The organism is Flavobacterium xizangense, from assembly GCF_054075145.1.
Genome location: NZ_JBSIPG010000002.1, coordinates 543,758 through 557,690 on the forward strand (window position 1 = coordinate 543,758; position 13,933 = coordinate 557,690).

Below are 13,933 nucleotides of genomic sequence, written 5' to 3' on the forward strand. Positions count from 1 at the left end.
TCAAATTTACGCAATAATCCAATCTTAGTTCTTCTCTGATTTTATGACAATTTTATATTTTTTCCATCTACCAATATTTAATTCCTAACGGAATAATCTCGTAGAGATTTAACATTAGTAATAAAAAAAACAAATGCCTGAAATTTGTCTCATAGGGACTACATTTATACATTATTTATAATGACAAAAAATCCCTTTATCGTAAACCGTCCATAAGCTTGCTTTTTGATTCGCAGCTTTTAAAGCATTATTTGCCCAAGTATTGCAAGTATTAAAAAGACTGTAACTTCCTTTTGCTTCATAAAAAGCATCTTTTTTTCCGTAGCTATGACCTTCAATCCATTGTGGATGAATTGGATCTGTGAAACTGTTAGAAATGTAATTGACTAAATTTTGATAATTTTCTTTTGAAACCAAAATGCGTTTGCAGTCGTCTCCTTCTCTCAATTGTTTAAAAAATGTGGTATGCATAGCTGATGAGCTCACTCCAAAAGCCGCTTTGAATGCCGTACTTGCTTTTAAATCTGACCATTCTGGAGTTTCCAGATAAAAGCCTTTGTCGCCCCAACCAAAAGCAATATAATTCATTAAAGAATCTTTAGATTGAGTTTGGCTGAATTGAATTTCGTTTCGCCAATCTTTAATTTCATTTTTAATGGGAACTACAATATCAGTATGAACTCCATTTGAAAGAATATAAATTGGAATCGCTTCTTGTTCATCAACTTGAGCGATATCTGAATTCACTGTGATTTTGGAAATAATCAACACAGATGAAATGTACAAAGCAAGGAAAGTGAAAAATACGAAGAGTGTCCAGCCTAGAAATTTGAAAGTTTTTTTTAGCATTTTGATTGGTTGATTTTAAATTAGTAATTGGTTAATTTTTCTGTAACCAATTTTTAAGCCAAAAATTTTACTTCCTGAAATTGCACGCGGATTTTACGAATTCGCTTTCGCGAAAGCACGGATTTAAACGGATTTTATTCTCATTTTAGACATAAAAAAACTGCTGAATCTCTCCAGCAGTTTTAGTCTTTATTCTTTGTTCTTTACTCTTTCTTCTAAAAAAAAATTAAACGTTAAAACGGAAATGCATTACATCACCGTCTTTTACAATATATTCTTTTCCTTCAACTTTGAATTTTCCAGCTTCTTTTGCTTTTGCTTCAGAACCGTATTGAACGTAATCTTCGTATGAAATAACTTCTGCACGGATAAAACCTTTTTCGAAATCAGTGTGGATCACTCCGGCTGCCTGGGGCGCTGTAGCTCCAATGTTGATTGTCCAGGCACGAACTTCTTTTACACCAGCTGTAAAGTAAGTTTGTTGTTTCAATAATTTATAAGCTGCACGAATCAAAACAGATGCTCCTGGCTCAGTTAATCCCATGTCTTCAAGGAAAACCTGACGTTCTTCGTAGCTTTCTAATTCTGTAATATCAGCCTCTGCCCCTACTGAAAGAATAATTACTTCAGCATCTTCATCTTTTACTAATTCACGAACTTGATCAACATATTTATTTCCGTTTACTGCAGAACCTTCGTCAACATTACAAACGTATAAAACTGGTTTTGCCGTAATTAATTGAAAACCTTCCATTAGAACTTCTTCATCATTACTTTGAGGAATAATTGTTCTTGCAGATTTTGCCTGCAACAAAGCTTCTCTAATTCTATTCAATAAAGCTTCTTCTGTCTGAGCTTCTTTATTTCCTGTTTTTGCAGCACGTTTTACTTTTTCTAAACGTTTTTCAATTGTTTCTAAGTCTTTCAACTGCAACTCGATATCGATTGTTTCTTTGTCACGAATTGGATTTACGTTTCCGTCAACGTGAACGATATTATCATTATCAAAACAACGTAAAACGTGAATAATAGCATTACATTCTCTAATGTTTCCTAAAAACTGATTTCCAAGACCTTCACCTTTACTCGCACCTTTTACCAAACCAGCGATATCAACAATATCAACGGTTGCCATTTGTACACGTTCTGGTTTTACCAACTCTTCTAATTTGTTGATTCTTGGATCTGGAACGTTTACAACACCAATATTAGGTTCGATTGTACAAAACGGAAAGTTCGCACTCTGCGCTTTTGCATTAGATAAACAATTAAATAATGTTGATTTTCCAACATTTGGTAATCCTACAATTCCTGCTTTCATCTGTTTGTTTCTATATTATTTATTCGACCCTTTATGCTTAGGTCTAAAACATTAAACATTGTGTTTTAATGTTTTGTGATTTAAATGTTCTTTTATTGATTTCTGCCAAAATCATATTTTTCGGCTTTAAAATTTTGCAAATATAAGATTTAATAGCTCTTGCACGAAGTAAAAATGTTCAATAATATAATTTTAAAGCTAATCTTAAAAATTTTTAAACATTTATTTAAATTTTTGTTAAAATATACTACTTTTATAAACTATACCAATGAAAAATAAACCAAAAAATCAAACTAAGATGAAAAAAATTGTTTTATTATTATTTCTACTGAACACGGCGTTTCTTTTTGCGCAAAAAGAAGTATCAGGTGTTGTGAAAGATAAATCGGGCGCACCATTACCAGGTGTAAATGTTGTAGAAAAAGGAACAACTAATGGCGTTTCAACTGATTTTGAAGGTGGCTATATCATTAAAGTAAAAGAAGGCGCAACCTTGGTTTTTACTTATGTGGGTTATACAACTGTTGAAAGACCAGCTTTAAGTGGAAAAATTGACGTTACACTAGACGAAAGCGGCGGGCAGGTTCTAAGCGATGTCGTTGTCGTGGGTTCCAGAAGCACCAAAAGAACTGTTGTAAACTCGGCTGTACCAATTGATGTAATCAACGTAAAAGATGTTACAACTCAAAGCGGTAAAATCGAAATTAATCAATTATTGCAATATGTCGCCCCATCTTTTAATGCCAACAAACAATCTGGTTCGGACGGAGCAGACCACGTTGATCCGGCTTCATTGCGAGGCATGGGACCTGACCAAACTTTAGTTTTGATTAATGGAAAAAGAAGACATCAATCTTCTCTTATCAATTTATTTGGAACCAGAGGACGCGGAAATACAGGAACAGATTTAAATGCAATTCCAGCTGCCTCTATCAAAAGAATTGAAATTTTACGTGATGGTGCAGCTGCACAATATGGTTCTGATGCCATTGCCGGCGTTATTAATATTATAACAAATGACAATGTAGATGAACTTACAGGTTCTATAACATATGGTGTTTTCAATACACATGCAAAAGGCGATTTTCTTCCTGGAACTCCTAATACCAAAGGTTTTAGATTAGATCAAAATGGTAATGGAAATTCATATGGAAAAGATCAAGACTTTGACGGAGGATCTGTAAAAGTAGCCGCAAATTACGGAACAGGAATTGGAAGCAAAGGCGGTTACGTCAATATTACAGGTGAATTTTTGAGCAAAAACAAAACTTTAAGACCTGCTTATGATTTTAGAAAAGGTTTTGGTGATGCTGAAATGCAGGGAGTAAATTTATTTGCAAATTTGGCTATTCCAATTGGTGATAAAACTGAATTTTATGCTTTTGGCGGAAGCAATTTTAGAGATACTGATGCTTATGCTTTTACCAGAAATGATGGCGAAAGAGTTGTTGAATCTGTTTATCCTGGCGGATATACCCCAAGAATTACATCAAAAATCAATGATAATTCGATTGCGGCGGGAATCAGAACTGAATCTTCTGGCGGATGGAAATTTGACCTTAGCAATACTTTTGGAAAGAATAAATTTCAATACGATATAAAAGGAACCATCAATGCTTCGCTAGAAGAAAAATCACCTCACGAATTTGATGCAGGAGGACATAGCCTTCTTCAAAATACGACCAATTTTGATATTTCTAAAAACTATGATGACATTATGAGCGGTTTTAATATTGCTTTCGGAACTGAATTCAGAATTGAGCAATTTGAAATTTTTGCAGGAGAAGAAGGTTCTTATGCTACTTATGATACTAATGGAAAGCCTATAACCGACCCAACAACGCAAAGTGCTCCAATTGACCCAATCTCTGGCGAACCAAGACCTGGAGGTTCACAAGGTTTTCCTGGCTACAGTCCTCTAAACGAAGTGAATAAAGACCGCACCAATTTTTCTTTATATACCGATGCCGAATTAGATGTTACAGAAGCTTTTATGGTCAGCGGCGCAGTTCGTTTTGAAAATTACAGTGATTTTGGAAGCACCGTTAACGGAAAATTAGCTTCGAGATTAAAACTTGATGAGCATATTAATTTGCGAGGATCTATAAGTACCGGTTTCCGAGCCCCGTCTTTGGCTCAAATTTATTATAATCTGCGATTCACCAACTTTAATGCAAGTGGCGCGACAGAAGTTTTACTAGCTCCAAACGACAGTGAAATCACAAGAGCTTTTGGAATTGGCAAATTAAACGAAGAAAAAGCTTTAAACGCTTCTTTGGGGTTCACGGCAACTTATGGCGATTTTACTGCAACAGTTGACGGATACTATATTAAAGTAAAGGATCGTATTGTACTTACAGGATATTTTGATGCTGAACCATTAAACTTAGGTGTTTCTGAAGCGCAGTTTTTTGCTAACGGAGTTGACACAAGTACTCATGGTTTAGATTTAGTTTTTTCATGGAAAAAAACGTATGATTTTGGGCATATTGGTGCAACATTGGTCGGAAACATCAATGACATGAAAATTGACAAAGTTAAAAATGGTGATTTAGACGAAGCCACTTTCTTCGGAAATCGCGAAAAAGCATTCTTATTAGCTTCAGCACCAGACAGCAAATTTGGTTTAAATCTTACTTACGCTAAAAATAAATTTGATGCCGGATTGGCTTTCACACGTTTCAGCAAAGTTGTTTTAGTGGATTATGCTGATGAAGAAGATGTTTACAACCCAAGATTAGTAACTGATTTGACTCTAGGATATAGACTTTCTAAAAGCTTAAAATTAAGCATTGGAAGCAACAACTTGTTCAATGTTTACCCAACAAAACAAGATGAACAAGGAAACACAGAAGCTGGTGGTTACTGGGATGCGGTGCAAATGGGATTCAGCGGAGCTTATTACTACGCAAGACTTGGATTTAATTTCTAATAGAAAAAAGGTTTCGGCTTCGCTCAATCTGACAAAACAATAACAAAAAATCCTGAACAAAACGTTCAGGATTTTTTTATGCTTAATTAATTTTTACAATTTAAATTCTAATGAATCTACTATGGCTTTTTCTTCTTCAGTGGGTGTAAATCCAGAAATTTCCCAATATTTAGTCATAACCTTATTTTTTTTATTGAAAAGTGATTTTTCTTTAAAAACATCGCTTTCCTTATAAGTGAAATTTTGTCTGTTAAAATGTGTGGTGACAAAATTATTACGAACTTGAATATTTTTAATGTGATCTTTTAAAATGAGATCATAAGCAATTTCTTCATTTGAGTTCAACAAATAATATTCTTCGCCATTAATTCTATAATTCACTCTAACAATGGATCTGGTCACGTTTTTTGAACCTACTTCTGTTTGTTCTTCAACCTGAAGCAAATTTTGCGGCGTAATTATAATACTGAATTCAACAATTAGTTTTTTTATAGGATCATAAATAACTTCAAAAGTATCTAATGCTTTTTTTGATTTATCCCGAGGCGTGATTGCCATTATGTAATAATTTTTATTATTTGGATGGCCGCGCGTAATAAAATCATATTCTTTTCTGGTTTTAGAATCTAAAAGAGGATCAAAATATCTCAAATTACAATAATTTTCCATGATATCATTCAGATTATAACCTTTTAAATCTTCACTGACATCGGTATCAAGAAGTCCGTACGAACGGTTTTGCTCTACTAATAATGTTGTAGTTGATTTTTTTTGATTTGCCGTAAATTGAAAATTTACTAATCCGTCATTATAATATGAATATTTATTGTTAAGCATAAAAAACTCTCTTACAAATACTTTTAATCTGTAAGACGAAGCTAGTTTTTGTCGGGAATTGACAACAATTTTTTGGAGCGTTTTTTGAGGATTTTCTTTGGAGACTACAATTTCATCTAATTTAGTATTGTTGCTTTTAAGATAAACCACAAACATATCTGGCTTCAAAGGCCCCCATCGAAGTGTTATTTTTTCATAATCGGTTTGAGTGACTTCAAGACTTGAAGATCCGTTTAACATAAAAGTTACCTTGCCGTCGGCATTGCTTAGTAATGTCTGCTTTGTTTTCATGATAAAAACGGTAGCATTTTCGATAGGCAATTGCGTCTCAATATCTTTCACAACAATTGAATACTCTGCATTTTGTGCAAAGGCGGTATAATTAAATAATACAATAAATAAAAGTACCAGTCTCCTCATAGGCTGTTTTTAGAATATTATCATCAAATTAACAAAATAAATCATTAAGTTACAGTATTTTATAGAACAAAAATTAAAAATATGCGAAAAATAAGATAAAAAAAATCCTGAGCGCAACACTCAGGATTTTTAAAATATCTAGAATTAAATATTCCTATATATTATTCACCATGCAAAAATGCCTGTCTATTCAACAGCGTTTCTTCATCTTCAACGTGGTTATCATCTGGTACACAGCAATCAACAGGACATACAGCAGCACATTGAGGTTCATCATGAAAACCTTTACACTCTGTACATTTTCCCGGAACTATATAATAGATTTCATCAGAAATTGGAGTTTGTGCATCTTCAGCGTCAACCTCAGTTCCGTCAGGTAAAACTACTTTTCCTTTAAGGCTTGTTCCGTCTTTATATCTCCAATCATCTGCTCCTTCATATATTGCTGTATTTGGGCATTCTGGTTCGCAAGCCCCACAATTAATGCATTCGTCAGTTATAATAATTGCCATCTTTTTCTTGATTACGTGTTAAAAGTTATAGGTTTTAGGTTAAAAATGCCAAACATTTTAATCGGCTTTGCCTTATAACTTAATATAGCTTATTTTTGTGCAAAATTACAATCAAAACAATTCATAAACAAACATTATGACATTAGAAACAAAAAAAAGTGTTTTTGTTGAATTAGGAAAATTTTTAGGACAGTTCTCTGAAAAGGAATCCGAGAAAAAATCTGACGTTTTATATAACGACATTTTTTTTGATGATTTTGAAAATCTGATTCATTTATCACAATCTCATAATGGCTGGTACACACCAGAACAGGTTTATTTTGCCCTAAATTCATGGGCAGAAGCTTTGACTGCCGAAAACATTGACAAATGGCTTTCGCAATACAAAGCTGAATTTGCTCAGAATGAGGGTAAAGAAAAAACCGTCGCTTTGATTTTGGCCGGAAATATTCCATTAGTTGGATTTCATGATTTTTTATCTGTTTTAATTACTGGAAATAAAGCTTTGATCAAAACTTCCTCAAACGATCAGCATTTGCTTCCTTTTTTAGCAAAATATCTAATAGCTGTCGATGAAAATCTAAAAGATAAAATCACTTTTGTAGAAGGAAAATTGGAAAATTTTGATGCTGTAATAGCAACGGGAAGCAACAATACGGCTCGTTATTTTGAATATTACTTTAAAGACAAACCTTCTATTATCAGAAAAAACAGAAATTCTGTTGCTGTTTTGAACGGAAAAGAATCTAAAGAAGATTTAGAAAATTTGGGTGAAGATATTTTCAGATATTTCGGATTAGGATGCCGAAATGTATCCAAAATTTTTGTTCCAAAAGGCTATTCGTTTGATGGATTTTTTGAAGCCATGTTCAAATATCAGGATGTCATTCATTATGAAAAATACGCTAATAATTACGACTATAATAAAGCCGTATTTTTAATGAGTAATTTCAAATTATTAGATAATGGATTTTTGACTATTAAAGAAGATTCGAGTTATGCCTCTCCTATTTCGAGTGTTTTTTATGAATTTTATGAAAATATTGAAGATTTACAGTCGCGTCTTGAAACTGATTCTGAACAAATTCAGTGTATCGTCAGCAACGATTTAATTGAAAATAGCATAACATTCGGGGAAACTCAAAAACCACAATTATGGGATTACGCAGATAACGTTGATACTATAACGTTTTTGTTAACAACAAAGTAAAAATATGTTTAATTATTTCGAATAATTTATCGCTTTTTCGTCTCCTATTGCCGAAATTTGCGTCTTTAAAATTTTCGACTATTAACAACAACCATGAAAAAACACAACTACAGCGCAGGACCAAGTATTTTACCTCAGGAAGTTTTTGAGAAAGCATCAAAAGCAATTTTAAATTTTAATGATTCAGGATTATCTATCCTTGAAATTTCGCACCGAAGTAAAGATTTCGTTGCTGTTATGGATGAAGCTCGTTCCCTTGCTTTAGAATTATTAGGACTGCAAGGAAAAGGCTACCAGGCTTTATTTTTGCAAGGCGGTGCAAGTACTGCATTCTTAATGGCTCCTTATAACTTGATGAAAGAAGGCGGAAAAGCAGCTTATTTAGATTCAGGTACGTGGGCAACTGCCGCTATTAAAGAAGCTAAGCTTTTTGGAGAAACTGTTATTGTAGGATCTTCAAAAGAAGACAATTATACTCATATTCCAAAAGGTTATGAAATTCCTGGTGATGCTGATTATTTTCACTGTACTAGTAACAATACTATTTTTGGAACTCAAATGCACGAATTCCCTTCAACTTCTATTCCGGTAGTTTGCGATATGAGTTCGGATATTTTTTCACGTCAGTTGGATTTCTCTAAATTCGATTTGATTTATGCCGGAGCTCAAAAAAATATGGGACCTGCAGGAACGACTTTAGTTGTAATCAAAGAAGAAATTTTAGAGAAAAACGGAAGAACAATTCCGAGTATGTTAGATTACGCTAAACATATCAAAGCAGAAAGTATGTACAATACTCCTCCTGTATTTTCAGTTTACGTTTCTTTATTAACATTACAATGGATTAAAGAAAAAGGCGGAATCGCAGCTGTTGAAAAATTAAACAACGCAAAAGCAGATTTACTTTATGCTGAAATCGACAGAAACCCATTATTCAAAGGAGCTGCTAATGTTGAAGACCGTTCTAAAATGAACGTAACTTTCTTATTGAACAATCCAGAACATACTGAAACTTTTGACGCTTTATGGAAAGCTGCAGGAATTTCAGGATTGCCAGGACACCGTTCTGTTGGTGGTTACAGAGCTTCTATCTACAACGCTATGCCAATTGAAAGCGTTCAGGTTTTGGTTGATGTAATGAAAGCATTAGAATCTAAAGTTTAATCTTTTTTTCGGTTAATCGTTAATTTGTTTAACTGTTTAATCGTAAAAATGGTTCTTTTAAAATATCAAAAAAGAAAATTCAAATAGCTGGTTTATCGATTAAACAAATTAACGATTTACCAAATAAACAATAAACACACAATGAAAGTATTAGCAAATGACGGAATTTCTAAAAGCGGAATTCTAGCCTTAGAAAAAGGTGGATTTGAAGTTATAACTACAAAAGTAGCTCAAGAACAAGTAGCTAACTTTATTAATGAAAATAATGTGGACGTAATTTTAGTTCGTAGTGCAACTAAAGTTCGTAAAGATATTATCGACGCTTGTCCTGGAATCAAAATCATCGGTCGTGGTGGTGTTGGAATGGATAACATCGATGTGGATTATGCTAAAAGCAAAGGAATTCATGTAATCAATACTCCAGCTTCATCTTCAGAATCTGTTGCTGAATTGGTATTCGGTCACTTGTTCTCTGGTGTTCGTTTCTTACATGATTCAAACAGAAATATGCCATTAGAAGGAGATTCTAACTTTGACGGTTTAAAAAAAGCTTACGCTAACGGAACTGAATTAAGAGGAAAAACTTTAGGTATTGTTGGTATTGGTCGTATCGGACAAGCTACTGCAAAAATGGCTCTTGGTTTAGGAATGAAAGTTATCGCTGCAGATAGTTTTATTCCTGAAGTAGATGTAAAAGTTGAGTTTTTTGACGGACAATCTATCACAACTAAAATCGTTTCTCAATCTTTAGAGTCTTTATTTAAAGAAGCTGATTTCATTACATTGCACGTTCCTGCTCAGGATGGTTACATCATTGGAGAAAAAGAACTTGCTATCATGAAAGACGGTGTTGGAATCGTAAACTGTGCTCGTGGTGGTGTTATTGATGAGGTAGCTTTGGTAAAAGCTTTAGATTCTGGAAAAGTTGCTTTTGCAGGTTTGGACGTTTTCGAAAGTGAACCAAAACCAGAAATGGCAATTTTAATGCACTCTAAAATTTCATTGACTCCACACATTGGAGCTGCAACTGGAGAAGCACAAGATAGAATTGGTACAGAATTAGCATCACAAATTATTACTTTGTTAAGCTAATCAACTATAATTAAATTATTTGCAAAGGGATTTATTAACATTGTTTAATAAATCCCTTTCTTTTTTTGTTTAAATTTGAGTTCTAATCTAAATCCTTAATGTTATGTTTGAACAATTAACCCAATTAGTACAACAATACGGAGGCGATGCAGTTGTAAATAATGCCGCTGTCCCAAATGAGCATAATGAAGCTGTAATTGGCGAAACCAGCAATTCTATTTTTGAAGGATTAAAAAAGATTGTTGCTGAAGGTGGAACCGATCAAATTGCGGGATTATTTAATGGAAACTCACCAATTGACAGTTCAAATCCAGTCGTACAACAAATTCAGCAACAATTAAGCGGAAGCCTTGGCGAAAAATTTGGTTTAAGCAGTGCCGATTCAAATGGAGTTGCATCCAATTTGATTCCGCAGATTTTAGGTTCATTAGTGAACAAAGCAAAAGATCCTAATGATAGTAGTTTTCAAATTTCTGATATTATAAACTCGATTTCCGGAAACAGCGGACAAGCTTCAGGAATAATGGATACAATTTCTAAATATGGAATGCAATTTGGCCTTGACCAAAACAGCGACGGAAAAGTTGATGTTGCAGATGTTCTTGTTGTTACTAAAAGCAAAGGCGGTATTGCTGGCTTTATTGGTAAATTGTTTGGAAGCAAGTAAAGGCTCTAAGTTGCTAAGGTTCTAAGATTCTAAGGTTTTAGTCTCTTTGTAAAATATTCAAAAAGCTGTTTATTAAAATAAACAGCTTTTTTTTATAGCCGAGAATAACTTAGCATCTTAGAACCTTAGAATCTCAGAACCTCAAAAAAAATTCGTAACTTTAATTGTTTAAAACAAAAATCATGAAGAAATGCATTTACATATTGATTGCTTTGTTTACAGTAATAGCGTGTTCTACAGCTTCAAAAAATAACGCGGTTGCTGCAGATTCTCCCAAGCCAAATTCTGGTGTAAATGATACTGTCCGAATTGCAAATGATTCTCTTGAATATGAAGTTATTATTATCGATAATGGCTTTTCGACCTGGTTGGCATCAGTCGCACAACCTCGTTTTTATTATTCTCTTAGTTATCTTGAAAACAAAAACTTTCTGTATGTAACCGAATGGAATAATCGCGTACGCCAGCCCCAGCTTTATAATCCTAACTTATATGAAATGCTGATTGACTATCGTCCTGAGATTCATTATGGCTATGAAGTGAATTACCTAATTTACAACTACATGATTTATTTTCAAAATACTTATAAACAAAAGCTTTGGGGGTACGTTCCATCTAGATAATGTTATTATATTTGTAATCATTACAAATAGCAATGAATAAATTAAAGCAACGCTGGGGAATAACCTCAAATTTTCAAGCCATTATCATTCTTGTCGTTTTTGCCATCACCGGATCGGCATCTGCGTGGCTGTCTAAACCTTTCTGCGTTTGGCTCGGAATTACAAAAGAAGATTTTGGAGGTTGGTTTACTTTAATTCGTTTACTTATTATTTTCCCTATTTATCAAGTTTTGCTGGTTGCCATTGGAACAATCTTTGGCCAATTCAAGTTCTTTTGGAGTTTCGAAAAGAAAATGCTTAAAAATATGGGATTAGGTTTTCTGTTTAAAGACTAATCTTCTTTATTTCTCTTCTGAAAATAATAGGTATAAATCCACGTAATTGTAAACGACGGAACAATATCTGTAAAAGGGAGAATTTCTTCAATAAAAGTTAAAACGCTGGCCACTTTCCCTACTCTTCCTTTATACATTCTCGTCATTATAAAAGCTGCAATCGGTGCCCAGATTACATCGGCAAAATCACCGAAAATTGTAATTGCTGAAGTCGCCATACCAATTCCATCCAAAATCAAGCCGATTATAAGTTTTCTGCTTTTATCATCTTCATCTATTACTTTCAATTCCTGCATCTTACATTTGTTTTTAGTTCATCTAAATTAAAAATAATTGATCAAATCGAATTATTTCTTTTTTGATTTTAATTTCTAAATTCCCATAATCAATAAATATACCGAATTGAGATTTTTTAATTGGATTTAGAAATTTCACTTCTCACTTTTAACTTTTAACTTCTATTAGGAATTTGAATTTTGACTATAATCTTCGTTTCTTTGTAGAAACAGTTTCAAAAAATGATACACGCAAAAAATATACATAAATTCTACGATCAGCTTGAAGTTTTAAAAGGAGTTGATTTGCATATTAAAAAAGGAGAAATTGTTTCGATTGTTGGCGCTTCAGGTGCCGGTAAAACTACTTTATTGCACATTCTAGGAACATTAGACAAACCTTCAAACGGCAATACAGATACTTCATTAACTATAAACGGAGAAAATATTCTGAAACTAAATGATAAGGCATTATCGAGTTTCAGAAACTTGAATTTAGGTTTTATTTTTCAGTTTCATCAACTTTTACCTGAGTTTACGGCTTTAGAGAATGTTTGTATTCCTGCGTACATCGCTGGCAAAAAACCATCAGAAACCGAAGCGGAAGCTAAAAAATTGCTGACATTTTTAGGATTATCTCATAGAATTAACCATAAACCAAATGAACTTTCGGGAGGAGAACAACAGCGTGTAGCCGTTGCAAGAGCTTTGATCAATAAACCTGATGTTATTTTTGCCGATGAACCTTCGGGGAATTTAGATACACATTCGGCCGAAAATCTGCATCAATTATTTTTTCAATTGAGAGATGAATTTGGGCAAACTTTTGTAATTGTAACCCATAATGAAGAATTGGCAAATATGGCCGATAGAAAATTGGTAATGGTTGATGGTCAGATCAGCAACACAGGAACAGCTGAAAATGAATAAAACAGAACTCAAAGATTTTCTTGACGAAAAAGTCACCCAATATAACAATCAGGATTTTATCGAAAGTGATCCTGTGCAGATTCCGCATTTATTTTCCCAAAAAGAAGATATCGAAATTGCTGGTTTTCTTAGTGCCACAATTGCATGGGGAAATCGCAAAATGATTATTAAAAATTCGCATCAAATGATGGAATTAATGGGCAATACACCATACGATTTCATCATGTCGCATTCTGATGAAGATTTGGCTCGCCTGGAAAATTTTGTGCATCGTACTTTCAACGGAAAAGATTTGGGAGGTTTCATAAAGGGACTTCAGCATATTTACAAAAACCATAATGGCCTGGAAGCTGTTTTTGCCAAAAATCAAGAAGAAAACAGTTTGCAGAAAAGCATTCACGAATTCAAAAAATTGTTTTTCGAAATCGACCACTTACCTCGTACTCAAAAACATATTTCAGATCCGCTGAACAATTCGGCCGCAAAAAGAATCAACATGTACCTAAGATGGATGGTGCGTCAAGATGCTAAAGGAGTTGATCTTGGCATTTGGAAAACTATTTCTCCTTCTATTTTATCCTGCCCTTTAGATGTTCATTCTGGAAATGTTGCCCGAAAATTAGGATTGCTTTCGCGAAAACAAAACGACGGAAAAGCTTTGGCCGAACTAGATTCAAAACTTAGAGAAATGGACAGCCAAGATCCTGTAAAATACGATTTTGCGCTTTTTGGCTTAGGTGTTTTTGAAGGATTTTAATCCTTAACT

General features: G+C 33.7%; 14 protein-coding genes. 9 read left to right on the top strand and 5 right to left on the bottom strand.

Going from position 1 to position 13,933, the window contains the following annotated elements:
* Positions 1-171: 171 nt before the first annotated feature.
* On the bottom strand, positions 172-849 hold the full coding sequence (locus tag ACWA1B_RS08000; RefSeq protein WP_456905734.1) for a TIGR02117 family protein: 678 nt from the start codon (positions 847-849) through the stop codon (positions 172-174).
* A 226-nt stretch (positions 850-1,075) separates the two neighbouring features.
* On the bottom strand, positions 1,076-2,170 hold the full coding sequence (gene ychF / locus ACWA1B_RS08005; RefSeq protein ID WP_115886584.1) for a redox-regulated ATPase YchF: 1,095 nt from the start codon (positions 2,168-2,170) through the stop codon (positions 1,076-1,078).
* Between the two features lie 298 nt (positions 2,171-2,468).
* Between ychF and ACWA1B_RS08010 the strand changes: the two genes are divergently transcribed.
* Entirely contained in the window at positions 2,469-5,102 is a 2,634-nt protein-coding gene (locus tag ACWA1B_RS08010) for a TonB-dependent receptor (protein WP_456905737.1), read from the top strand.
* Between the two features lie 93 nt (positions 5,103-5,195).
* Here the strand turns inward: ACWA1B_RS08010 and ACWA1B_RS08015 are convergent, their stop codons facing one another.
* Both ACWA1B_RS08015 and ACWA1B_RS08020 read right to left on the bottom strand, forming a co-directional pair.
* Positions 5,196-6,359 carry a peptidase associated/transthyretin-like domain-containing protein gene (locus tag ACWA1B_RS08015; RefSeq protein ID WP_456905739.1) on the bottom strand — a complete coding sequence of 388 codons (1,164 nt, stop codon included), beginning with the start codon at positions 6,357-6,359 and terminating at the stop codon, positions 5,196-5,198.
* A 161-nt stretch (positions 6,360-6,520) separates the two neighbouring features.
* A complete protein-coding gene (locus ACWA1B_RS08020) occupies positions 6,521-6,871 on the bottom strand; it encodes a 4Fe-4S dicluster domain-containing protein (protein ID WP_035648673.1) in 351 nt (116 codons plus the stop codon).
* Positions 6,872-7,007: 136 nt separating this feature from the next.
* On the opposite strand from ACWA1B_RS08020, the gene ACWA1B_RS08025 reads away from it, so the two are divergent.
* From ACWA1B_RS08025 to ACWA1B_RS08050, 6 genes are all read left to right on the top strand, one after another.
* Entirely contained in the window at positions 7,008-8,081 is a 1,074-nt protein-coding gene (locus ACWA1B_RS08025) for an acyl-CoA reductase (RefSeq protein WP_456905741.1), read from the top strand.
* 93 nt (positions 8,082-8,174) lie between these two features.
* Positions 8,175-9,245: a 3-phosphoserine/phosphohydroxythreonine transaminase gene (serC, locus tag ACWA1B_RS08030; protein WP_035648680.1), complete on the top strand. Its 1,071-nt coding sequence runs from the start codon at positions 8,175-8,177 to the stop codon at positions 9,243-9,245.
* A gap of 141 nt (positions 9,246-9,386) precedes the next feature.
* Positions 9,387-10,337, top strand: coding sequence for a D-2-hydroxyacid dehydrogenase (locus tag ACWA1B_RS08035; RefSeq protein WP_456905744.1), 951 nt, complete (start codon positions 9,387-9,389; stop codon positions 10,335-10,337).
* Between the two features lie 103 nt (positions 10,338-10,440).
* Positions 10,441-11,004 (top strand): hypothetical protein, encoded by a 564-nt coding sequence (locus tag ACWA1B_RS08040; protein WP_456905746.1) that lies wholly within the window; start codon positions 10,441-10,443, stop codon positions 11,002-11,004.
* A gap of 182 nt (positions 11,005-11,186) precedes the next feature.
* Positions 11,187-11,627: a DUF6146 family protein gene (locus ACWA1B_RS08045; RefSeq protein ID WP_456905748.1), complete on the top strand. Its 441-nt coding sequence runs from the start codon at positions 11,187-11,189 to the stop codon at positions 11,625-11,627.
* A 32-nt stretch (positions 11,628-11,659) separates the two neighbouring features.
* On the top strand, positions 11,660-11,962 hold the full coding sequence (locus ACWA1B_RS08050; protein ID WP_456905750.1) for a DUF6787 family protein: 303 nt from the start codon (positions 11,660-11,662) through the stop codon (positions 11,960-11,962).
* On the opposite strand, the gene ACWA1B_RS08055 is transcribed toward ACWA1B_RS08050, so the two are convergent.
* Positions 11,959-12,258, bottom strand: a complete 300-nt coding sequence (locus ACWA1B_RS08055; protein WP_456905752.1) for a hypothetical protein — start codon at positions 12,256-12,258, stop codon at positions 11,959-11,961. The genes ACWA1B_RS08050 and ACWA1B_RS08055 overlap by 4 nt on opposite strands.
* A gap of 222 nt (positions 12,259-12,480) precedes the next feature.
* On the opposite strand from ACWA1B_RS08055, the gene ACWA1B_RS08060 reads away from it, so the two are divergent.
* Positions 12,481-13,167, top strand: coding sequence for an ABC transporter ATP-binding protein (locus ACWA1B_RS08060; RefSeq protein WP_142449526.1), 687 nt, complete (start codon positions 12,481-12,483; stop codon positions 13,165-13,167).
* Entirely contained in the window at positions 13,160-13,924 is a 765-nt protein-coding gene (locus ACWA1B_RS08065; RefSeq protein ID WP_456905754.1) for a TIGR02757 family protein, read from the top strand. Before ACWA1B_RS08060 ends, ACWA1B_RS08065 begins: the two co-directional genes overlap by 8 nt.
* The last annotated feature ends 9 nt before the right edge of the window (positions 13,925-13,933 follow it).

Excerpts from the sequence above, each read along its gene's own strand:
- ACWA1B_RS08060 (WP_142449526.1), top strand. The coding sequence starts at position 12,481 with ATGATACACGCAAAAAATATACATAAATTCTACGATCAGCTTGAAGTT.
- ACWA1B_RS08000 (WP_456905734.1), bottom strand. The coding sequence starts at position 849 with ATGCTAAAAAAAACTTTCAAATTTCTAGGCTGGACACTCTTCGTATTT.
- ACWA1B_RS08015 (WP_456905739.1), bottom strand. The coding sequence starts at position 6,359 with ATGAGGAGACTGGTACTTTTATTTATTGTATTATTTAATTATACCGCC.
- ACWA1B_RS08055 (WP_456905752.1), bottom strand. The coding sequence starts at position 12,258 with ATGCAGGAATTGAAAGTAATAGATGAAGATGATAAAAGCAGAAAACTT.
- ACWA1B_RS08045 (WP_456905748.1), top strand. The coding sequence starts at position 11,187 with ATGAAGAAATGCATTTACATATTGATTGCTTTGTTTACAGTAATAGCG.
- ACWA1B_RS08035 (WP_456905744.1), top strand. The coding sequence starts at position 9,387 with ATGAAAGTATTAGCAAATGACGGAATTTCTAAAAGCGGAATTCTAGCC.
- ACWA1B_RS08050 (WP_456905750.1), top strand. The coding sequence starts at position 11,660 with ATGAATAAATTAAAGCAACGCTGGGGAATAACCTCAAATTTTCAAGCC.
- ACWA1B_RS08025 (WP_456905741.1), top strand. The coding sequence starts at position 7,008 with ATGACATTAGAAACAAAAAAAAGTGTTTTTGTTGAATTAGGAAAATTT.
- ACWA1B_RS08020 (WP_035648673.1), bottom strand. The coding sequence starts at position 6,871 with ATGGCAATTATTATAACTGACGAATGCATTAATTGTGGGGCTTGCGAA.
- ychF (WP_115886584.1), bottom strand. The coding sequence starts at position 2,170 with ATGAAAGCAGGAATTGTAGGATTACCAAATGTTGGAAAATCAACATTA.
- ACWA1B_RS08040 (WP_456905746.1), top strand. The coding sequence starts at position 10,441 with ATGTTTGAACAATTAACCCAATTAGTACAACAATACGGAGGCGATGCA.
- serC (WP_035648680.1), top strand. The coding sequence starts at position 8,175 with ATGAAAAAACACAACTACAGCGCAGGACCAAGTATTTTACCTCAGGAA.
- ACWA1B_RS08010 (WP_456905737.1), top strand. The coding sequence starts at position 2,469 with ATGAAAAAAATTGTTTTATTATTATTTCTACTGAACACGGCGTTTCTT.
- ACWA1B_RS08065 (WP_456905754.1), top strand. The coding sequence starts at position 13,160 with ATGAATAAAACAGAACTCAAAGATTTTCTTGACGAAAAAGTCACCCAA.